This window comes from Occallatibacter gabretensis (assembly GCF_001449115.1).
Lineage (GTDB): Bacteria > Acidobacteriota > Terriglobia > Terriglobales > Acidobacteriaceae > Telmatobacter > Telmatobacter gabretensis.
The window spans coordinates 193,002-214,424 of sequence record NZ_LAIJ01000009.1; the positions used below are offsets into that span (position 1 = coordinate 193,002).

The 21,423-nt window shown below is 55.5% G+C and carries 15 protein-coding genes; 12 read left to right on the top strand and 3 right to left on the bottom strand.

Features of this window, described 5'->3' with window-relative positions; translation table 11 throughout:
- Nucleotides 1-27: 27 nt before the first annotated feature.
- Genes VO84_RS07200 through VO84_RS07210 form a run of 3 tightly spaced genes read left to right on the top strand, consistent with a single transcriptional unit; the run spans nt 28 to nt 2,119 of the window.
- Nucleotides 28-1,077 (top strand): hypothetical protein, encoded by a 1,050-nt coding sequence (locus tag VO84_RS07200; protein WP_231737827.1) that lies wholly within the window; start codon nt 28-30, stop codon nt 1,075-1,077.
- A complete protein-coding gene (locus tag VO84_RS07205) occupies nt 1,074-1,385 on the top strand; it encodes a c-type cytochrome (RefSeq protein WP_058186873.1) in 312 nt (103 codons plus the stop codon). The genes VO84_RS07200 and VO84_RS07205 overlap by 4 nt, the downstream gene beginning before the upstream one ends.
- A gap of 26 nt (nt 1,386-1,411) precedes the next feature.
- Nucleotides 1,412-2,119 (top strand): sugar transferase, encoded by a 708-nt coding sequence (locus VO84_RS07210; RefSeq protein ID WP_058186875.1) that lies wholly within the window; start codon nt 1,412-1,414, stop codon nt 2,117-2,119.
- 102 nt (nt 2,120-2,221) lie between these two features.
- Here VO84_RS07210 and VO84_RS07215 read toward each other — a convergent pair whose 3' ends face one another.
- Nucleotides 2,222-3,103 (bottom strand): alpha/beta hydrolase family esterase, encoded by an 882-nt coding sequence (locus tag VO84_RS07215; RefSeq protein ID WP_058186877.1) that lies wholly within the window; start codon nt 3,101-3,103, stop codon nt 2,222-2,224.
- A gap of 88 nt (nt 3,104-3,191) precedes the next feature.
- Nucleotides 3,192-4,241: a LacI family DNA-binding transcriptional regulator gene (locus tag VO84_RS07220; protein ID WP_082662037.1), complete on the bottom strand. Its 1,050-nt coding sequence runs from the start codon at nt 4,239-4,241 to the stop codon at nt 3,192-3,194.
- 278 nt (nt 4,242-4,519) lie between these two features.
- Between VO84_RS07220 and VO84_RS07225 the strand changes: the two genes are divergently transcribed.
- The 9 genes from VO84_RS07225 (at nt 4,520) to VO84_RS07270 (ending at nt 19,536) form a co-directional block, all read left to right on the top strand.
- Nucleotides 4,520-8,101: a TonB-dependent receptor gene (locus VO84_RS07225; protein ID WP_058186881.1), complete on the top strand. Its 3,582-nt coding sequence runs from the start codon at nt 4,520-4,522 to the stop codon at nt 8,099-8,101.
- Nucleotides 8,102-8,131: 30 nt separating this feature from the next.
- Nucleotides 8,132-9,121: a GRP family sugar transporter gene (locus VO84_RS07230; protein ID WP_058186883.1), complete on the top strand. Its 990-nt coding sequence runs from the start codon at nt 8,132-8,134 to the stop codon at nt 9,119-9,121.
- Between the two features lie 33 nt (nt 9,122-9,154).
- The gene (gene rbsK / locus VO84_RS07235) at nt 9,155-10,096 is read left to right on the top strand and encodes a ribokinase (RefSeq protein ID WP_231737828.1); all 942 of its coding nucleotides are present in this window, start codon (nt 9,155-9,157) and stop codon (nt 10,094-10,096) included.
- Nucleotides 10,093-11,688: an alpha-amylase family glycosyl hydrolase gene (locus tag VO84_RS07240; protein WP_058186887.1), complete on the top strand. Its 1,596-nt coding sequence runs from the start codon at nt 10,093-10,095 to the stop codon at nt 11,686-11,688. The genes rbsK and VO84_RS07240 overlap by 4 nt, the downstream gene beginning before the upstream one ends.
- Nucleotides 11,685-14,012 carry a formylglycine-generating enzyme family protein gene (locus tag VO84_RS07245; RefSeq protein ID WP_058186889.1) on the top strand — a complete coding sequence of 776 codons (2,328 nt, stop codon included), beginning with the start codon at nt 11,685-11,687 and terminating at the stop codon, nt 14,010-14,012. The genes VO84_RS07240 and VO84_RS07245 overlap by 4 nt, the downstream gene beginning before the upstream one ends.
- A 7-nt stretch (nt 14,013-14,019) precedes the next feature.
- Nucleotides 14,020-15,333 (top strand): 2-hydroxycarboxylate transporter family protein, encoded by a 1,314-nt coding sequence (locus VO84_RS07250; RefSeq protein ID WP_197413939.1) that lies wholly within the window; start codon nt 14,020-14,022, stop codon nt 15,331-15,333.
- Between the two features lie 6 nt (nt 15,334-15,339).
- Nucleotides 15,340-16,590 (top strand): CaiB/BaiF CoA transferase family protein, encoded by a 1,251-nt coding sequence (locus VO84_RS07255; RefSeq protein WP_058186893.1) that lies wholly within the window; start codon nt 15,340-15,342, stop codon nt 16,588-16,590.
- Entirely contained in the window at nt 16,580-17,431 is an 852-nt protein-coding gene (locus VO84_RS07260; RefSeq protein WP_058186894.1) for an HpcH/HpaI aldolase/citrate lyase family protein, read from the top strand. Before VO84_RS07255 ends, VO84_RS07260 begins: the two co-directional genes overlap by 11 nt.
- 992 nt (nt 17,432-18,423) lie before the next feature.
- Nucleotides 18,424-19,536, top strand: a complete 1,113-nt coding sequence (locus tag VO84_RS07270; protein ID WP_082661807.1) for a LacI family DNA-binding transcriptional regulator — start codon at nt 18,424-18,426, stop codon at nt 19,534-19,536.
- A gap of 30 nt (nt 19,537-19,566) precedes the next feature.
- On the opposite strand, the gene VO84_RS07275 is transcribed toward VO84_RS07270, so the two are convergent.
- A complete protein-coding gene (locus tag VO84_RS07275; protein WP_058186898.1) occupies nt 19,567-21,138 on the bottom strand; it encodes a sodium:solute symporter family transporter in 1,572 nt (523 codons plus the stop codon).
- Nucleotides 21,139-21,423 lie beyond the last annotated feature (285 nt).

Genomic DNA, 21,423 nt, shown 5'->3' on the forward strand with positions numbered 1-21,423 from the left:
TCTGGCGGCGCGGGCGAAGCTGGATTCATGTCACGCTTCTCGTCACTTAACTCGTATTGGAAGGGGAGAACGCTGGGCCTGCTCGCGGCGCTGGCAGTCTCGTCCATTTCCTTTGCAGGTGCGCAGAACGTTCCGGCCATCTCCGGCGGCGTTGCGTTCCTTACCAGCACAAACGGAGGCAATACAACCTATACGCCTCTCATCGAGCCTTTGTTGGCTGCGCCGATAGGCAAGCATATTCTTATCGAGTCGCGGGCTGCCATCCTTGAAACCTTCTCGCCTGACAGCACCGGTTACAACCACACCCATTTCGCCGGCCTTACCTATCTTCAGGGAGACTATATTGCCTCGCCGCACCTTACCATCGTCGGCGGCAGTTTTCTGCTTCCCTTTGGAACCTACAATGAACGACTGTCACCTGTCTGGATTGGGAATTTTCAAGACGGACCGTTGATTGCAAGCCTGGGCCTGCTGTCAACCGGAACTGGAGTCGGAGGAATGCTGCGCGGATCTGCTATTTCACGGCGCAAATACTCCATCGACTACGCCACGTGGTTTTCCGCACGCAGTGGCAACGAACAATTCAATTCGGAGCGCTCTTTCGGCGGACGCGCCAGCCTTTACCTGCAGGATAGCCGTCTGGAAGTGGGCCTCTCGTATGACCGCTCACTGCAGGGAACGCAGGAAAACTTCTACGGAACGCATGTCTGGTGGGAGCCGAAGGATACCGCGTTTCGCCTGCGCTCCGAGTTCGCGCGCGGCCATCATGCGCAGGGCTATTGGATTGAAGCCGACTATCGCACGCAGGCGTTTGGCGGCCTCAATAGCTGGGTCGGACGCTTCGAGCCACTGTTCCGGATGCAGCAGACCTTCCGCCGCGACACCATCATCAGCGACGGCCTGCCGCTAGTGAACACGCAGCGCGCCGACTTCGGGCTTGATTACAACCTGCCGCACAACACAAGAATCCTGACCAGCTATTCGCGGCAGTTCTCTTCCTCCAACAACACAAACATCTGGGAGACGGGCATCGTCTATCGGTTCCTCTTCCCTGCCTGGAAAGGAAAATCGCAATGAGTCAGAAATATTTTTTCGCCGCTGCCGTTGCGCTGGGAGCGCTCCTCATGTCTTTGCCAAAGATGCAATCGCAGGCGACGCAGCAAACACCGGCTCAGACAAGCAAAAAGCAGCCATCTGATAAGCATAGACCTCAGCCGTCTGACAATGAAGGACAACGCATCTTTGATGGGCAATGCGCGCGCTGCCACACGGCCCCGGATGGCTTTTCTCCTCGCATTACTAACGCCATCGTGCGCCACATGCGCGTGCGCGCCAATCTGAGCGCCACCGACGAAAAGGCGATCCTCCGGTTCATGAACCCATAGCAAATTCACGTTGTACGAGGCAGAGCATGTCGACCCAGGACAATCCCATTTCAGCAGCTTTCGCTCCCGATTCATTGAGTGGCGCTAGCGAGCAGGTTTTGAGTCACTGGACTACATCGCCTGCCAAACGTATCTTCGATGTAACATCCCTACTTGTCTTCGCCCCGCTTTGGATTCCGCTGCTCTTTGTTCTCGCGGTCATAGTACGGGCTTCTTCTCATGGTCCAGTTATTTTTCAACAAAAACGGATTGGCCGATCTTGCCGTCCGTTCACTATCTATAAATTCCGCACTATGCGCCATGATCCTCATGGCCGCAGAAATGCCATTGCCGCCGTCGCCGCGAATGAAATAACTGCGGCAGGTCACATTCTCCGCCGCTTCAAGCTAGACGAATTACCGCAGCTCATCAATGTGCTTCTCGGCCACATGAGCCTAGTCGGCCCGCGTCCTAAAGTGCCCGAGCAACAACTAGAACCGCTCGCATGCCATCCCGGCATAACCGGGTCCGCAACGCTCGCCTTCGCCCGCGAAGAAATCCTCTTCTCACAAATTCCAGAACCTGAGCTCAATGCCTTCTACCGCGACAGTGTTCTGCCCACAAAGCATAGGCTCGACGCAGAGTACATGCGCTGCGCCACCTTCGCTGGAGACCTTGCCATCCTGATGGACACAGTCCTGGGCAAATGGGGGTCCGGCGAGTCCGTTAATTTGCATACGCGGCTCGATAGATAACGCTCGACGGTTTTGAAGTCAAGTTCGCTACATGCACCATTACAAATCAATAATTGACGATGAAGACTAACCCATCACGCAAATGCACCCACATCCCAGTTGTTAATGGGCGTGGATTGATGAGAAGAACTGCCAAGACAAACTTGTGAAGTTGAGATCGGCCGCAGGATGGCGCCTCCGATTCTTATTCCAATCGATGCTTCCCTCCCATTCATGGCCGACTCCTTTCAGAAAATAAGCAACCACTGGAACGTCTTGCCTGCAACCGAGCCATGCGAGCTCAACGCCCCAGTCCTTCTTTTCTGCAGTCTGCCGTTGGCATCCATTGAGATAGCCCCACGTGACCCAGTTTCCGTGCGGGGTTGTCGCAAACTGTGGGCTGTTGGCTTCGAATGCCGTGAACTGCTCGTCTTCATCTCCGTGGATATAAAGAATCGGCACCGGAGGCGAAAGCTTCGGCGGCGGGTCCATGAGCGGTGTGGCCACGGCGACAACAGCGCTAACGAATTGCGGATGCCGCGATGCGAATAGCTGCACCATGCCTGAGCCGCTGGAGAAACTTGCGAAGAAGACCCGTTTCGGGTTCGGGCGGTCGCGGTGCAGCACGTCTTGAAGCACAGCGCAGAGATAACCGTCATCATCGACAGGAAGCATATTCGGGCCAAGAATGTGCGTGCGCGATCCTTTCATTTCCCAGAAAGTGATATTCTTTTTTTCGTCGGGCGGCAGGCTTACATTCGTTCTCACCGGTTCGGGAAAAACAACGAGGAATCCATTCCGATCGGCCTCGTCTGTCCATCCATATTCGCGGGATGCCGATTCGGCTGTGCTGGTGACGCCTCCAAGCATGAATACAACTGCAGGGTGAGCGGAAGGATTCGCCGGACGATACAGCAGATAGGGCCGATCATACCCATTGTGTGTGAAGGGCTCAATTTGAATTTGAGCGGTAGCAGACGCCGTCAGGAGAGCAAATGCAACCACAAGAAAAGTATTTCGAGGTTTTGCAGCTTTCCTCAATCGAGATCCTTTCTCAAAACAGCCGATTTCTGACGTGAGTTATGCTTGCAAGCTATCGTTTGGACTTGATCTTCGTGGCGCGCGCGCTCCTGGGGGAGGCCGCGAGCACTGGAACTGCCACTGAATCGCGAATTTTCATGGATGTCTCGATCACGACATGCTTCGCCGGTCCGGAGTCGCCCGCGATTCGCTCAAGAAGGATACGAGCGGCTGTCATTCCAAGTTGATAGCCTGACTGAGAGACCGAGGAGAGCGCCGGATTCGTGATCTCGGCAATATCCAAGTCATCGAACCCCATCACCGATACCTCGTCGGGGCAGCGCAGACCAGCTTCGCGAATCGCGGTCAGTACGCCTAGAGCGATCATGTCATTGCCGGCGGAGATTGCCGTAGGCGGCGGGATCAGCCGCAGCAACAGTTTGGTCTTCGAAGCGCCACCTTGTTTGTCGAAGGTTGTTTCCTGCACATACTCGGGCGGAAGCTCCAGCCCCGCCTCTTCTACCGCCTGTTTGAAGCCATTCAATCGCTCTTCGGCATTCGTCAGATGCAAGGGCCCGGTAATCACCGCCAGCCGTTTGTGCCCCATCTTGATCAGATGTTGTGTGGCCCGGTAAGCCCCGGATTGATTATTAGCGGTAACACTGTCTCCATCCCAACCCTTGGGCAGACGGTCAATGCACACCACACCGGCACCGGCTGCCCGATAGGACTGTGCCTGCGCGGTGAGATCGCTAAAATTCGAAGGGATGACAATGAGGCCGGCGGGAAGAAAGGTGCGCAGTTCATTGAGATGCGCCAGTTCCTTGGAGTGGTCATTATCCGTATTGCACAAAATCAGCCTATAGCCGTTTGAAAATGCGAGATCTTCGGCGCCGCGGACCACGGCAGGAAAGAACGGGTTCGTAATATCAGGAATAATCATCCCGATCACATTTGTCTGCACTCGCCGGAGGCCCCGCGCAAGTTGACTCGGCTGATAGCCGATCGATCGCACTACTTCGAGAACGCGGCGACGTACCGGCTCGCGAACTCCCGCAGTTCCGTTTAAAACATGCGAGACGGTCCCCAGGGAGACCTCCGCAATTCTCGCAATGTCTTTCATGTTGGCCATAAAGTTATCTGGAAGAACCGCAGCAAAGCGTCCGAACTACAGAGTGAGTATAAGAGCAAAGTGAAAGCTTTCAATCACACCTTTTGGAATGAGACAGAAAGAGAGCGCGCCGGACGCGACGAGATACAAAAAATACCCATTAATATGCTTATCTTACCGCAAATTACAAAAACCTTATTTCCGCGCAGAAATTCTATTGACAAAAGTTGTACTGCAAAGATTACAATTGCTCGAATTTTTGAAAGCTTTCAATTAGTACCGGAGGCACTATGAACTCTCGCCGGATGACGTGGATTTTCCTGCTGTTGTTGACGGCTTCTCTCTCTTCTGCATGGGCCCAGTTTGCACAACGTGGCGGACTGGAAGGAACAGTAGTCGACCCAACCGGAGCCGTGATCCCCGGCGCCCGGATTACGTTGCTTGATATTGCGCAGAAGCAGACACGCGAACTGAAATCCGATACTGCCGGCCACTTTGAGTTCAACAATCTCGCCGCGGGACAATACCAGTTAACGGCCGCAATACAAGGGTTCAACACAGCTGTATCAGAGCCGGTTGCGGTGAACATCGGCGCGATCTCGCACTACGACTTCAAGCTGCAAACGGGCTCTGTGCAGCAGTCCGTGACGGTAACGGAAGAATTCAGCGGGCTCGAGACCGACAAGACCAGTATTGACACGAATATCACGACGCAGCAGGTTGAAGATCTTCCGCTGAATGGACGTAATTTCACTTCCATCGCCGCTCTTGCGCCCGGAGTTTCGACCTATCCACAGTCGAACATCAATCCCGGCGGAACGTATTCGGTGGGTGCGCAGTTTGCGATGGGCGGCACGCAGTTCACTGCCGGAGGAGCCTTCCAGGGATCACGAGACAGCGGCTTCTACGTCAACGGCGTCAACATCAACGACAACTACGAAAGCAGCATCAGCTACGAACCGTCCGCGGAGGCGCTGGGCGCCGGAACTGTGCAAGTGGCGGATTTCTCCGCCGCAATCGGACACGATATCGCCGCGCTGACCATGCAGACCAAAGGCGGCTCAAGCAGTTTTCACGGGGAAGCTTACGACTTCTTAGAGAATACCGATCTGAACGCAGTGAATCCGTGGACGAACGCTAACGAGATCATCACAGGCACACCGGCAGTAAAGCCGATTCTGCACCGCAATCAGTTCGGCGGAAACCTGGGCGGCCCGATTTACATTCCCAAGCTGCTGCCGGGTCTTCGCAATCGGCTTTTCTTCTTTGCCAACTACGAAAAGATGCTGGAGGCAGACGGCAACCAACTGATATCGACTTCGGTCCCCTCGGCCGCCGAAATTGGGGGCAATTTCAGCGAGCTGCTTGCGCCAAACCCTAACCCAATCCAGTTGTACAACCCGTTTACTACCACGTATCTTGCGGACGGAACCAGCACCCGTCAACCGATTCCCGGTAACCGTCTTGATCAAGCAACTAAACCTGATGGTTCACCTTTGATTGATCCGAATTCGGCCAAGATCATTCAGGCGCTCTGGCCAACTCCTAATCTTCCAAACAATCCGAGCAACGAAGTGAATTACGTCACCTATCAGTCACTCGGCATCTCTCAGTATCACCTCGATACGCGATTCGACGCAAAGATCACGAACTCAGACTCGATGTTCGTCACCTGGTCGAAAGCATACGGCTCGAATTCGTTGAATGGTGGTATTCAGCCCCAGAACCTATATAACTTCCCGGTTGCAGACCAGGCGTTTCTGGTGACGGTGAACTATGTTCACATCTTCACGCCTAACCTTACCAACGAATTTATCTTTGGCCTGGGCGATGGTGCGCTGGTCACTATGTCCTCCAGTTTATTCAGTTGGTACAACAGCAGCAGTAACCCTCTCAATACGCTCTTCCAGAACACAGGCGATGGACTGAGCAAGGGCGTCTTTGCCGTCAGTGCGTCCAATCCAGTTACAGGCGGTTATGCTACTCCAGGAATCGGAGAGGTCTTCCGCGCGGAAAACGAATCTTACCAGGTGTCAGACAATCTTGACTGGGTGCGCGGACGTCATAGCATCACGGCCGGAATGAACTTCTTCCGCAAGAGCGAAATCGACTGGGACATGCAGAGAAATACATCTTTCGGCGGCTTCACGACCAGCGGTGGCGATCTTGGCTATGTTGGCGGCGATGGAATCGCTGACCTGCTTCTCGGCCTTCCGAGCAACATGTGGGTGCGCTACACCATTAACGGCGGCAATGCCACTTCGCCTAACTACAACATCATCTTTCCTTCATGGGGTCTGTATGTGAACGACAAATTCCGCTGGAGCCCCAAGCTCACGGTCTCTGCCGGGCTGCGGTATGAACTCAGCATTCCGGACTATACGCCAAATCCTTCCATTGCTCCCTGCTGTGCTATCTATTCGGCCACCTCTGACGGCGGCGTATTGAAATATCCGGGTATCGCGCAAGGGCTTAGCACCCACTACTTGAGCGCGCCAAAGCTCGCCTACGCTCCGCGTGTGAGCATCTCCTACAGCTTTAATCCTCAGCTCGTGGTGCGCGCCGGCTATGGTATTTTCTACGACACCGGCGCGAGCCAGATCTCGAACAACGTGGGCAATGCTATCTACGGCACGTCGGCCGCGGTGAATTACAACGTGAACAACACCACGCTTGGCGCGCCGCCTGATACGCCGGTCATCAATCTGTCGAACATCTTCCCTGCGCCGCAGACTACGACGCTTGGATCGTTTCCAGTCTCCACTGGCACCGGCCAGGGATATGAAGGCGATGGGCAATACGCTTCCATCACTTACTACGACCAAAAATCCACCGCGCTTCCTTATTACCAGCGTATGATGCTCGATGTACAAAAGCAGCTTGGCGGCCGTGACGTCCTCACCCTCTCCTACGCGGGCGCCCAGGGGCGCAAGGGACAGAACGAAACCAACATTAATCTGCCCGCTTATCAAACCGGCTGGACATTCGGTGGAGGAGTCTCCGATCCGACCTACAATGCAGCCCGTCCGAACAATGCAGGCCGTTTCGGCGATATCTACGTTTTGCGTCCTCGGCTCAACGCTTTCTACAACGCACTGATCGTGCAATACCGGCACGATTTCTCAAAAGGCTTCCAGATGTTGTCCAACTACACCTGGGGCAAGACCGTCTCCGATTACCCGTGGGTGAATACGCTTGGCGCCAACGGAAGCTCCGGCTCCGGTACAAGCGGGCTTCAGTATGCCAACCTGTACAATCGCGGAGAATCCAACCAATCCCATCGACATCGTTTTGTCTTCAGTGGAATCTGGGAACCCAAGTACGGTCAGAAGTGGTCCGAATGGATGAAGGCGCCTTTCACAGGATGGCGGCTTGCCGGGATCATGACGCTTGAGTCAGGCGATGCGCTGACCGTGGTGAATGGAGGTCCGGGAACTGCATGTCCGGCCGGTGACGCGGGAACTTCGATTTGCCCAAACGGTTACGGCTCCAGTGCACAGGACGGCGCGGGTTTTGATCAGCTGAATGTTTCCGGCAATCCGAACATCGGCCACGGCTCAAAATCCTTTTCCCGTCAGTTCGACACATCCAAGTTCTCCTTGCCCCCGATGAATGTTCGCGGAAACTCGGGTCTGGGAACCGTGCGCGGCCCGGGACAAAACAACGTGGATCTCTCACTCAGCAAAACCTTTCAGCTTTATGAGAGGCTTCACCTTGAACTCCGCGCCGATGCATTCAATGCCTTCAACCACACTCAGTGGACCGGTATAAATACAACCTATCCAAGTGGAAGTGCGCAATATCCTTTCGGTCAGGTTAATAGCGCACGGGAAGCGCGCATCGGACAAGTCGCGGCTAAGATTGTTTTCTAGCTCAGGACCAGGCTTATTGGAGCGGACTCAATGTATCAGCCGGAATCGTATGCCATAACACTCGTGTTCATGCTCCTCAGCATGTTCTGCTGGGGATCATGGGCAAACACATTCAAGCTGTGCCCAGGTTACCGCTTTCAGCTTTTCTACTGGGATTACATAATCGGCCTGATCGTAGCCGCAGTGGCGTGGGGGTTCACGCTGGGAAGCTTCGGTTCGAGCGGTGCGCCATTTCTGCACGACCTTGCAAGCACCTCGAATCACGCGATGTTGCTGGCTGCAGCGGGTGGCGCAGTCTTCAATGTCGCAAACCTGCTTCTGGTCGCAGCGATTGAGATCGCCGGACTAGCCGTTGCCTTTCCAGTCGGAATAGGACTTGCACTGGTTGTGGGAGCGATCAGTAATTACGTCCTTGCTCCCAAAGGCAATCCATTTCTGCTCTTCGGCGGCATTGCTCTCGTCGTTGCGGCCATCATCTTTGATGCGCTGGCCTACAGCCAGCGCGAGATCGGGAAATCGCGCTCTACTCGACGCGGACTCTTCATCAGTCTTCTTTCCGGTCTGCTCATGGGTAGTTTTTACCCAATGGTGTCCGGAGCCATGAGCGGCAAAGGCGCTGCCGGACCTTATTCAGCAGCATTCTTCTTCGCTATCGGAGTGGCAATATGCGCCGTCCCGGTAAATTATCTTCTGATGCGCTTTCCCCTCGATGGCGACTACCCGGTTGCATTAGGCGGATATCAGCGTGCTCCCATGCGATGGCATCTGGCCGGCGTTCTCGGAGGAGCCATCTGGTGTACTGGAGCGCTGTCTAACTTTCTTGCCTCCAGAGCAAACATGGTCGGCCCCGCTGTCTCCTATTCAATCGGCCAGGGAGCCACGATGATCTCTGCGGGTTGGGGCGTTTTCATCTGGCATGAATTTGCCAACGCTCCGGCAAAAGCCAGAATCTTTCTTACCTTCATGTTCCTGCTGTTTCTCTGTGGGCTGGGAACAATCGCCATCGTCCCGCTTTTCTAAACCGTTCTGGATTCCGATGAGGAGATGCCATTGTTGGGGCTCAAGCCTATTGTCGTTGTCGGCAGCATCAACACTGACCTGGTCTCGCTGACCGAAAGAATTCCGCTTGCAGGCGAAACCGTGCTCGGGAGCGATTTCAAGATTTATCCGGGAGGAAAAGGCGCCAACCAGGCGGTTGCCATAGCGCGGCTCGGCTATCCGGTGCGGATGATCGGCCGCGTTGGCACGGACTCCTTTGGAAGAGACGCGCTCCAGCACTTGAAAAGTGCCGGCGTTGACGCAGAGCTTGTGGGAACAAGCGACGGCTCTTCCGGAATTGCAGTGATATGCGTCTCCGCCAAAGGCGAGAACAGCATTATTGTCACGCCTGGCGCAAACGCGACTCTGACGCCACCGGATGTCGATGAGCATATCTCGGTGATTCGCGGCGCCAGCGCCGTACTTGCGCAGCTTGAAATTCCAATCGAAACAGTCGAACACCTCGGCGAGCTTTGTGCGCAGGAAGGAGTGCCATTCCTTCTCGATCCTGCGCCTGCTGCCGTTCTGCCTGGCAGATTGTTTTCGCGCATAACCTGGTTCACGCCCAACCAGATGGAAGCAGCTTTTTATGCGAACGGAAAGGCGGACGGAACGCAGTTCAAATCCTCCTCCATAGCCGACGAACTTCTGCGTAAAGGAGTCCACGGTGTAGTGCTCAAAATGGGAGCCGATGGCGTTTCCGTGTTCACCAATGAGCGCGATCTTGAATCTATTCCGGCATACGCAGTCCAGGCGGTTGACACAACAGCCGCGGGAGATGCCTTCAATGGAGGCTTTGCCGTGGGACTTGCGAAAGGGATGAGCCCGATAGAAAGTGCCCGCTTTGCATCTGCAGTGGCCGGCATCTCAGTCACTCGCCGCGGGGCGCAGTCTTCAATGCCGACCATCCAGGAAGTCGAAGAATTCCTGGTGCAACAAACTTCGGGGGCCGTATGATGCGCTTCACGTACCAACTCTTCGCAAAGCAGGCTCGCTGGCTCATCCCGGCTCTTTTCGGTTCAGTTTTGACTCTTGCGCAATCAACCGTTATTCAATCGACCCTAATTCAATCGAATAGAGGCGCGCATGCATCCGCGAATCCACTGCATTCTTACCCATGGTATGTAACGGCTGCGGCCATTCATCGGGTCAGCCTTAAGCCAAACACTCAGTTTTGGCGCTTCGAGCATCTATCTCTTGATTCCGCCGAAACGAAACGACAACTCAGCGACTGGAAAGCGGAAGGAGTTGATGCAATCGAAGTTTTCGCGCCGGAGGAAGGCGGCAACAGCTATGATGGGCTCGACGCGAAAAATCGTTATGCCCTGGACCCAGGCTTGGGTACGATCGCTGATTTCCGGCGCATGGTCGCACAGGCGCATTCAGCGCAGATGCACGTTGTAACTTTCCAGAATCTTGGCTATGCCGCGCTTGATGCAGGCCAGTTTCAGAAAGCCGAGCAGGATGTTCGCGCGGGCAAGACCAGTCGTGAAAGCCAGTTTTTCTTTTGGAGCAACAGCAAAGACGCGCCGCCGCCTGCTCACGGAGATTCTTACTTCTTTGTCCGACCCATCAAACCAGGATACGATCCGATGAAGAAAGAGATCTGGCAGTGGAGCGAGCCTGCGCAGCACTATTATTGGTCTCGATGGACCGGCAAAGATGCGCACGGCGATACAACGCACCTTCCCCATTACAACTGGATTGCGGATGCCTGGCCGGCGGAAGCGCGCCACGTCATTGATTTCTGGATGGCAACCGGCCTCGATGGCATGGTGGTCGATGCCGTGAACTGGTACACCGGCTACGACTGGCAGGAGAATGCGAAGCTGCTTGCCGGATACCGAAAATTTCACGGCGACAAGCTGCTCGTTCCGGAAGGCGGAGGTGCTTTCCACTCCGATGATCCGGTGGGCTGGATCAAGGACGGCACATGGCCGGCGCTCTACGACTACGGTCTCGACATCTGGTGGGAAGAGCAGAGCCGTCCGATGCGTGACAGCATTCAGCAGGGCAATCCGGCGCTGTTTGAAGACGCGCTCCGCAGGTATCACGACCGGGTCGTTGCAGCCGGCGGAGTGCTCATCCAACCTGTACTGAAAATGCCGGACGACGGCAGGCAGAGGCTTGAAGAAGCTCTGCTAGCCACCTCAGGAGACATGCTCTGCTATTGCGAGCCCGTTAACTCCATCTTGCGGCCTGCGAATGGCATTCCTGATCTTTTGCGCTTAAAGGTGCGTCATGCCGCTTTTTATCAGAACAGCATGCGCAGACGTATCGCAACCGATCATGATCAAAGCGCCTATGCCACCGTACGCGATGCCGCTGATGGCTCTGAGCGCCTGCTGGTGGTCTTCAATTTTTCGCCTGAAACACTTCATGTTGCGATCGATGCGCGCGCAGTTCGCGGGTCAGCGTATCGTGATCTCGAATCGAATGAAGCGCAACAATCGGCCGGAACAAAGCTCGAGCTTGAGCTGTCTGGATATGGCCACAGAATTTTTCTTGTCGAAGACGACAGATTATTGCATGCAGGGGAGAATCGATGAGTTTGAAGTTTCGCAGCACAACAGGTGTCATTGCACTTGCCCTCATCGCGGCGCTTTTTGTGGTTGCGGCCGCTGCGCAGGACACCTTTAACGCGCCTCGCGGGCAGCAGATCCCTCCTCCCGCCTGCTTCACCATTCGCGGTGCATGGGAAGGCGGTTACGTTCCATGCACGCCCGCCAGCCATGCAGAATGGCTAGCAGATATCACGCACTGGCGTATGGAGCGGCTGATCCGCGTTGGTTACGATCCTGCCCGCTATGAGATGTCTGAGCTGAAATGGTCGCAATCCGCCTTCATGCAGCCCCAGATGATGGTGCACGACCGTTACTTCTACGATCCCGTCGAGCACCGATACACCGTAGATCGCTATCTGAATGATCTCACCGCTCGCTACGGCGGCATTGATGCCGTGCTCCTCTGGCCAACCTATCCAAATATGGGCATCGATGATCGCAATCAGCTCGACATGGTGCGCTCGATGCCTGGAGGCGTCGAAGGTCTGCGGAAGATGATCGAAGAATTTCATCACCGCGGCGTGCATGTCTTGTTTCCGATGATGATGTGGGATCAGGGCACGCATGATCCAGGTAAGCCATGGCCTGATGCTATTGCGGAACTGATGAAGGAGATAGGCGCCGACGGCATCAACGGCGACACGCAGGATGGTGTTCCGCTGGCGTTTTCTCTGGCTGCTGAGAAGATCAACCATCCACTGGTCTTTGAGCCGGAAGGCAGCCCGCATGACGAAGCCCTGGCGTGGGACGTAATGACCTGGGGACAGTACACATTTCAGTTTGTTCCCACAGTCGACAGGTACCGCTGGCTTGAGCCGCGTCACCAGGTCAACATTCAGGGCCGCTGGGTGCGCGAAAAAACAGACGAGCTCCAGTTCGCCTTCTTCAATGGTGAAGGCTGGGAGAGCTGGGAAAATGTCTGGGGCATCTGGAATGGTGTCACGCCGCGTGACGGTGAAGCGACGCGCCGGATTGCAACCATCGAGCGCGCGGTAGCGCCTTTCTTAGCCAGTCAGCAGTGGGAGCCGTTCTATCCCATGCTCCGTTACGGTGTCTACGCGAGTCGTTGGCCGTTGAGCTCCGAAACCGTTTGGACAATTGTGAATCGCAATGAATACGACACAAGTGGCTCGCAGATGACAGTGCCTGTGCAAAGCGGCATGCGCTACTTCGATCTCTATCGCGGTGTTGAGCTGAAACCAGTCACGCAAGGCAGCGATGCGGTGCTGCAATTCGATATCGAAGCACACGGTTACGACGCGGTGCTGGCAACCACAGGCGAGCCGGGCGCGCGCTTCAAAGAGCTAATGACAACAATGGCCGGACTGACGGCGAAGCCGCTGTCCTCCTACTCGCACGAGTGGACGCCGATCCCGCAGAAGCTTGTGGAAATCGCCTCCACCCAGCCGGCCAGCTCCACACCCGAGGGAATGATTCGCATTGAAGGAGGTGACTACCTCTTCAGAGTAGAGGGGATCGAGATCGAAGGCTCGGATGATATCGGGGTGGATGTGCAGTATCCATGGGAGAATAGTCCGCGGCGCTTTCATGAACACCCATTACAAATTAAGCCGTTTTACATCGACAAGTATCCGGTCACGAACGCGGAATTCAAGAAGTTTTTGGACTCATCGCACTACCGTCCGAAAGACGATCAGAACTTCCTCAAGGACTGGGCGAACGGCACCTATCCGGACAGCGCGGCAAATAAGCCTGTCACATGGATATCTATTGAAGACGCGCGGGAATATGCAAAGTGGTCCGGCAAGCGGCTTCCGCACGAGTGGGAGTGGCAGTACGCCGCGCAGGGAAGCGACGGCCGGGTATATCCATGGGGCAACTGCGACTGGCAGCCAAGCGTGAATCCAGCTGCGGGAGCTGCTGCACCACCTGCCGCGCAGCCTGCTGCGCCTCCCGGCCCGAATCCGGCGAGAAGCTTGGTTCCATCGCCAGCACCGCCAGTTCCGCCCTGCAACTGGAGACCGGATCCGGCAAACGCGCCCGCGCCAATTGCTGATCACGGTCGCGTACTCACTCCGCCCAGCAACGTGGACATGCATCCGAACGGTACGAGCCCATTTGGTGTCATGGACATGGTGGGGAACGTCTGGCAATGGACGGACGAGTATTTTGACGACCATACACGCGCCGCAATTCTGCGCGGTGGCAGCCACTATCGTCCAATTGGTTCCATCTGGTACTTTCCGCAGGCATACAAAAACAGTCAGCACGGAAAGCTGCTGCTCATGGCCCCAGGCTATGACCGTTCCGGCACAGTTGGCTTTCGCTGCGTGAAAGATGCCGAGTGAGGGAAAAGTGAGCAGTGTGGTTGAGCCCGCAATTCGGTGGTTCAAGCAGGAGCGTGTGATTCCTCTGCAACTGTTGCTCCTGCTTGCAGCCGCCGTGGCCGCGCTCTCCGCCAGGGGCGCGATCAATCCCAATCTGCCCACCATGATCGGAGTCCTCGCCGTCGGCGGATTTACGTGCGCTGAAATCGGCGGCATCATTCCCTGGATCAAAAGAGCCGGCGGCCCGGCTCTCACTGCGGCCTTTCTACCGTCTTATGCTGTCTCGCGGCACTGGCTCCCGGACAATATCGTGGATTGCGTCACGAAATTCACGTCATCCACGCAATTCATCTACCTCTTCATCACCGCCATTGTTGTGGGAAGCATTCTCCGCATGCCTCGCCGCCAGCTCATCGCCGGAATGTTGAAGATATTTGTTCCTCTCATAGGCGCATCCATTCTGGCGCTTATCGTTGCCGCGCTCGGCGGAATGGCCATCCATGTCCCCCCATCTGAGGCCCTCTTCATGGTCGCAATTCCCATCATGGCCGGTGGCGTTGGTGAAGGTGTCCTCCCGCTATCGACCGGCTACGCGCAACTCCGGCACATGAACGCCGGAATTCTCATCGGGCAGCTCCTTCCCGTCGTTCTCTTCGGAAATCTGGTCTCCATTGTCTTTGCAGGCGCCTTGAACTCACTTGGCCGTCGTTTCCCGCATCTCACCGGGAACGGAATACTTGAGCCCGAACCGGCAGATGCGGCACAGCCCGCAGCACTCCCGCCTGACCCTTCGCACCACGACACACTCGATCTGCACGCCATTATCATCGTCATCTTCGTTTGTATTTTGCTTTATATGATCGGGCAGATCTGCCAGTCCCTCACTTCTTTTCCGGGGCCAGTTGCGACGCTGATTCTCACCGTTCTATTGAAGCTCACCGGAGTCCTTCCCCCCCACATCGACAACGCAGCAGGCGCAGTCGGCCGCTTCTTTTCGACTGCTGTAACCTATCCGCTTCTCTTCGCCGTAGCCGTCGCCTTGACGTCGTGGAGCGCAATTGTGACGGCGTTACGCCCGGCAAACCTCCTCATCGTCATCCTAGTTGTTACTACACTCGTCGTCTCCGGCTTTTTCCTGGGTCGAGCGATGGGGCTCTATCCCATTGAGGCAGCGCTCATCAACGCATGTCATAGTGGATCTGGCGGCACTGGCGCCGTCGCAATTCTGACTGCTTCCGACCGAATGGAGCTGATGTCGTTTGCGCAGATTGCCACGCGTGTAGGTGGCGTAATCACAGTGGCCTCTGCGTTCTTCGCTGCACGATGGTTCGGCATCTGGTAGGTTCTCATGTTTACACTTCAGGAATTTCGTAGTGATAATCCCGGAGCGCTGAAGGGCGTACGCGTTGTCGATCTCTCGCGCCTGGTCGCCGGCAATACATTGACCATGGCGCTCGCCGACCTCGGCGCTGAGGTAATCAAGGTCGAGCCACCGCGTGGAGACAGCTTACGTGAGTGGCGTGTGCATGGCATCAGCACGGCATGGAAGGCCTACTCCAGAAATAAGCGTAGCATCTGTTTAGATCTTCGCCAGCCTGCAGGCGTGGAGGTTCTTCAAAAACTCCTAGCGAGCGCTCACGTCTTTGTAGAAAATTTTCGTCCCGGAACACTTGGGAAGATGGGACTCGCGCCCACCGATCTGTTGGCACTCCATCCCAGGCTCATCATTGCGCGCATCTCCGGCTGGGGGCAGAGTGGCCCGTACGCCGACCGCCCCGGCTTCGGCACGCTCGTCGAAGGAATGTCAGGTTTCGCTGCTATGAATGGCTTTGCGGACCGCGAACCCGTACTCCCGCCGATCTATCTAGCCGACATGACAGCCGGGCTATACGGTGCGATTGGCGTTCTCGCCGCTCTCCGAGCAGTTGAGAACGGAAGTGGGAGCGGGCAGGTCATAGATGTCTCGCTCCTGGATTCCGTCTTCTCCATCCTTGGGCCTCAGGCAGCAAACTTTCGGCTTACGGGAAAGGTTAAGCCAAGAACCGGTAGCTGTTCCACCAACAGCGCGCCACGCAACATATACAAGACAAGCGATGGACATTGGGTCAGCCTTTCTGCATCCACGCAGGTCATGACAAAGACCTTGTTTCGCGCTATCGGCCGTCCGGAGCTTATCTCTGATCCGCGCTTTCTCAACAACGAGGCACGGGTGCGGAACGTCGTTGAACTCAATCGCATTCTCGCTGGGCACATAGAGGCTATGACGCGTGACGAGTGCCTGACGCATTTTCAGAGGGCCGGCGTCACCATCGCGCCTGTCTACGACATGCGGGAGATTGAAGCCGATCCGCACTTCATTCAACGCGAAATTGTTGTTGAATTACCTGACGACGAGATGGGAACAGTGCCGGTTCATTCCATTTGCCCGCGCCTGTCCAATACCCCAGGTGTCTTTCGCAATTCTGCGCCGCGTCTCGGGCAGGACAGCGAAACAATTCTCGAAGAGCTTGGCTTTTCCGTATCCGGTATCGAGAGTCTGAAAGAGAAAGGGGTGATCAGCCGTGTCGATTCAGAATATCCGCCGGTTGATGCGGAGTAAGCTGTTTGTGCCGTCCGTCCGTCCGGATTTGTTTCTCAAAGCGACCTCTAGCGGAGCCGATGCCGTCTGTTTCGATCTGGAAGAAGGAGTTCCGACAGATCGCAAGGCTGAGGCTCGCGAAAATCTCTCTGCCTCTCTCCGCACTTTCAATTCTGCTGGTCATCCGGCTCTGTTAGTCCGCGTGAATCGCGCAGCCTCCGACAATCTGCAGTTGGACATTGAAGCTGTTGCTGGATCGCATCTGGCGGCAATCGCCTTGCCAAAGGTCGAAACCATTGAGGAGATAACCCTTGTCGATGAGCTGCTTACAAAAATAGAGCGTGAGCGTGGCCTTATAGATCCAATTGCGCTGCTGGTTACGATTGAATCCCCGCGTGGGCTCCGCTGTGCGGCGGAGCTGGCTCAGAGTTCGCCGCGAGTCATCGGGCTGCAATTGGGATTCGCCGACCTCTTCGAACCGCTTGGAATCTCTTCTACCGATGCGCTTGCGCGGAACAATGTTCGCCTCATGCTCCGTCTTGCCGCTGCGGAGGCCAATGTCGATTGCTACGAATCAGCGTACCCATTATTTAGGGATGAGCCAGGCTTTCTCGCTCAGCTGGAAGATGCTCGCTCGCTTGGCTTTGCCGGCGCAAGCTGCATTCATCCGTCGCAGATCGGCCCGGCAAATCGCGTCTTCGCTCCGACAGTCGAGGAAATCCAATATGCAAAGGGAGTTTTGAATGCTGCTGAAGAAACCAGCCGGCAAGGTAGCGCAATCGCGCAGTATAACGGCAAGATGATCGACGCCCCATTCCTTCTGCGAGCCAGATCGATCCTTGCGGCAAGTGGCTTGCATTGAGATTCGCATTTCTAGGTTGGCAATAGCGAGCTGATGATATCTATTCGCGATGCACGTGTAGATGTGGTTCAGCGAAGATTAAGCGGAAGACGAGCGTTGTTTTATCGTTGACAGGCTGCTGAGACAAGATCATATAGTCGCGATACGCATTCGACACCCGCCTCTCAACAGGCAGCGGAACATTCAATTCCTGATGACAGCACGAGAATTGAGCCAGTCCGCTTGTCGGTCCACACGCAATACTGATGCTATGCAGGGTCAAGGTCGGCGTGGCCCGTCGGTTATCGGTCGACAGCAGCCTGTTCAATCCATACGAAATGTTAATCGAGGATAAAGTTTCAGGAATCGCTTTGATTCAGGGACTGAAGCGCGAAAGCATTTTCTATGTAGCGCCATGTAAACGGGAATCAGAAAGTGACAAATATATGCGCCTGACTGTGCAGTAGATTAAGTTCGAAAATAGGCGTGCTCTCCTTCCGCACACCATTCCTTGGCTTGACGAATATCTTCATGAGATCACTTTCTTTTCCGGGGCTAAGCACGACGACCAATTAGACTCGGCTACACATGCTCTAAGGTGGCTTACGTCTAGCGCGGATGTAGCTTCAGGCCCCCATGATTCCATATTTCCCTATGCAATTACCCGGCTATCGCCCCTGATGGTGTCACAGATCGACTCGATATGCTTCCGCTGAAGAGTATGGCAAAGGCATTCACTTGTTTGTAGATGGGGCATGCAGCAGCTTTTTTACAGGCGAAAGGACTGGAGACGCCCAGTACAACAAGCTAACCAATACTTTCCTGAAGATCAGGTTGTCCCTAGGTCGACAATTCGGGAAAGCTTTGAAGGTGTGATTGCAAGAAATCGATTTCTCAAATAAATTGATCCGTAGTGCGCTGCTGGATAGCGAGATCCAGTGCGTTCAATGCATCTAGCTCTGCAACGAGCGCTTATCAAAGAATTTTCTGTGCACCTTTCGGATGTGTCTACTATGAGTGCGAAGGTTCCTGCGGGGAAAAAGATACGGAGCAATCACGTAGACATTGTGCAGGTTGCGCAGCACGCCGGTGTTTCTCCGGCTACGGTTTCTCGTGTCGCGAACGGTCAGTCTACAGTGGCCAAACACCTGGCGAAGCGGGTCTGGAAAGCTATAGAGGAGCTAGGCTACACGCCCAACCCGCAGGCTCGCGCGCTTGTCTCCGGCCGCAGCCGCGTTCTGGGACTTCTGGTTTCTGAGATTACCAATCCGTTTTTTCCGGAATTGATGCAGAGCTTTGAGGATGTGGCCGGCGAGCACGATTTCGAGGTCATGATCGGATCCACCAATTACAACCGTGAGCGTGCAAAGCTTTTTATCCGCCGGCTGGTACAGCGGCGAGTGGAAGGTGTAGCCGTAATGACCTTCCGGGCCGAATCGCATCTGTTGGATGAGCTGGTCGCGCAGGATATACCCCTTGTGACGATCGATGTGAGCGCGAACTCGGCAAGATCGCTGGTGCTTGAGGTCGATTACGCATACGGAATCGATCAGACCATTCAACATCTGGCACTATTGGGCCACCGCCGCATCGGGTTTGCAAGCGGCCCCCTGCCACATCTCACCAATGTGCGCCGCAGGGACGCTTTCTTGAACTCCGTTAAGAAGATAGGCCTGTCCGCACAGAACACGCCCATTTTTATCGGTGATCATACCTTCGAAGGCGGGACCCTGGCTGCGCTCCACTTTCTTAAGTGCAAACCGCGTCCAACGGCAATTGTGTGCTCTAACGACATGATGGCTATTGGTGTGCTGCGGGTGATGACGGAGCGCGGCATCCGTGTTCCCAGGGAAGTGTCCGTGGTGGGGTTTGATGATATTCACCTGGCAGAATTCACTAACCCGCCTTTGACTACTGTGTGTATGTCGCGGCAGGAACTTGCTCACGCCGCCTTCCGGGGATTGGAGCAGTTGTGGGCTGGAAGTTCCCCGGATTCAAACAACTCGATTCGTGTGCGAACCGGCCTTGTGATTCGGCAATCTACGGACCCACCTCTTGAGCTCGCTGATTCCCTGCGGACCCGATCGCGCTCGCGCAAGGTAAAGGTGCGATCCGCAGCTATTTGAGCCATCCGCCGGCCGCTGGAGAAAGTTTCGCTACCACCACAGGATATTCAGCAACCCGCAAAGCCCGAGTAGTAATACGCTCAGCAGCACAAGAGCCGGCGAGGGATGTAGTGCCTTGCGTAGAGCCGCTCCGGATACTGCATGCGCGCTCACTGAATGTTCGTCTTGCTGCTTGAAAGTCAGGAGGCAAACAACTACAGCTACCATAAAGCTTACTGCTGCTCCGTAAAAGTTTGCCGTCATCTGGCTCCCGAAGCGTACCCACCCCATCCAGAAGCTAGATTGCAAGGCTAGAGCAGAGGCCAGACTGGCGCAGATGCCTGCAAAGGCACCTCGCTCCGTAACTCGGCGGTCGAGCAAGCCGACCAGAACCACGGCAAAGACCGGCACGTAGGAGAGCGCAGCGATGAGTTGCAGGAACTCCATCATGTCGCGAAAGAGGAAGGTAGCGTAGGCGGCCAGCTGCGCCAGAGCCAGGCATACCGGTACAGCGATTCGCCCTGCCTGTATGGTCTGCTGCTCCGTTCGGCCCGGGCGCAGGTAACGGCGATAGATTTCCTCGGCCCATAATGCAGCAAAGCCCGAAATATTTCCGGCCAGCCACGCCATCAATCCGGCCAGCAGCGCCGCGGTTCCCAAGGCCAGCAAAGCCGGCTTGAATTCGAGCATCATCAGAGCCGGCATGGTCTGATCGAAGGACAACCCGCTGCGAAGCAGGGCAGGCGCGGCCACCCCAGGCAGAACCACGAGAAATGCGATTCCCATCTTGCCGAAGCCTGCCAGGAGCGGCACCATGCGCGCATCTTTGATCGATCGCGCTGCCAATGTTCGCTGAATCATCACAAAATCTGTACACCAGTAAGAGAAATTGATCGCAAATCCCAGCCCCAGCAGTACCCCGAAGCGATCGAGTGAGGCGTGCGGCGAGAACCACGGCAGCGGCTTCCATAAATGCCAGCGCAGAGAGCGCTGCGACCAGCTTGCCGCATCAAAATGAACAGTGAAAAATAGCAGTGGCGCGAGGCCGGCAATCATCACGAAGAACTGAAAGACCGACGTAAAGATGGACGCGCGGACGCCGCCGCACAGGACGTAAATCAGCACAACTGCGGCGCACGTCAGCCCGCCGGCAAGAAAACTCCAGCCCACGATGACATGCAGCACCTCCGCCAAGGTATAAGACGCCACACCCGCGAAGCAGACCGTTCCGAAGATCGCCATGCAAACGTAGAGAAGCCGTATGCGAGGCCCAAAACGTATCCCTAGATATTCGGGCAGGTTGCGTGCGCCGGTCTTGATATAGACGGGAAGAACGACCATAGCAAGAAAGATCATGCCTGGAATGCCGCCTATCCAGTAGAAGTGCAGAGCCTGTACGCCGTATTGCGCGGCCATGGCGCTCATTCCCACCACCTCGATGGATCCGCAGTTGTAAGCCAGAAAAGCGAGCGTGGCAGCCCACAGCGAAATCGAGTGGGAAGCATTCAAATAATCGTTTGCTGAGGCGCTACGGCGCCGTGAACTCCACCCAATCCACAAAATGGCGGCCAGGCAAAGCAAAAAAATGACAAGGGCCCACGGGCCCAGGTGACTTGCATTCATGCACGCACTCAAAGAGCGCTTCCTTCTCACGAATGGATTCGAGAAAGCACTCGAACCCTTGTACACAAGACCGGGAAGGTCCGTCCACCGGGCCAAGAAACCGTCGACCTTTGACAACCGCAAGAAAAGATTTGCTAGACGGGGAATAAGGCTTGACGGTCGTTGTGCGGCAGGCGTAAATTGCATAATCGATCAGGAAAACGATTTCTCAGTACTTTGCAAAGCGAATCGCCAAGACAAATAGTCAGTGATTTGCGAGCGAAAACGATTTCCGATGATCGCTAT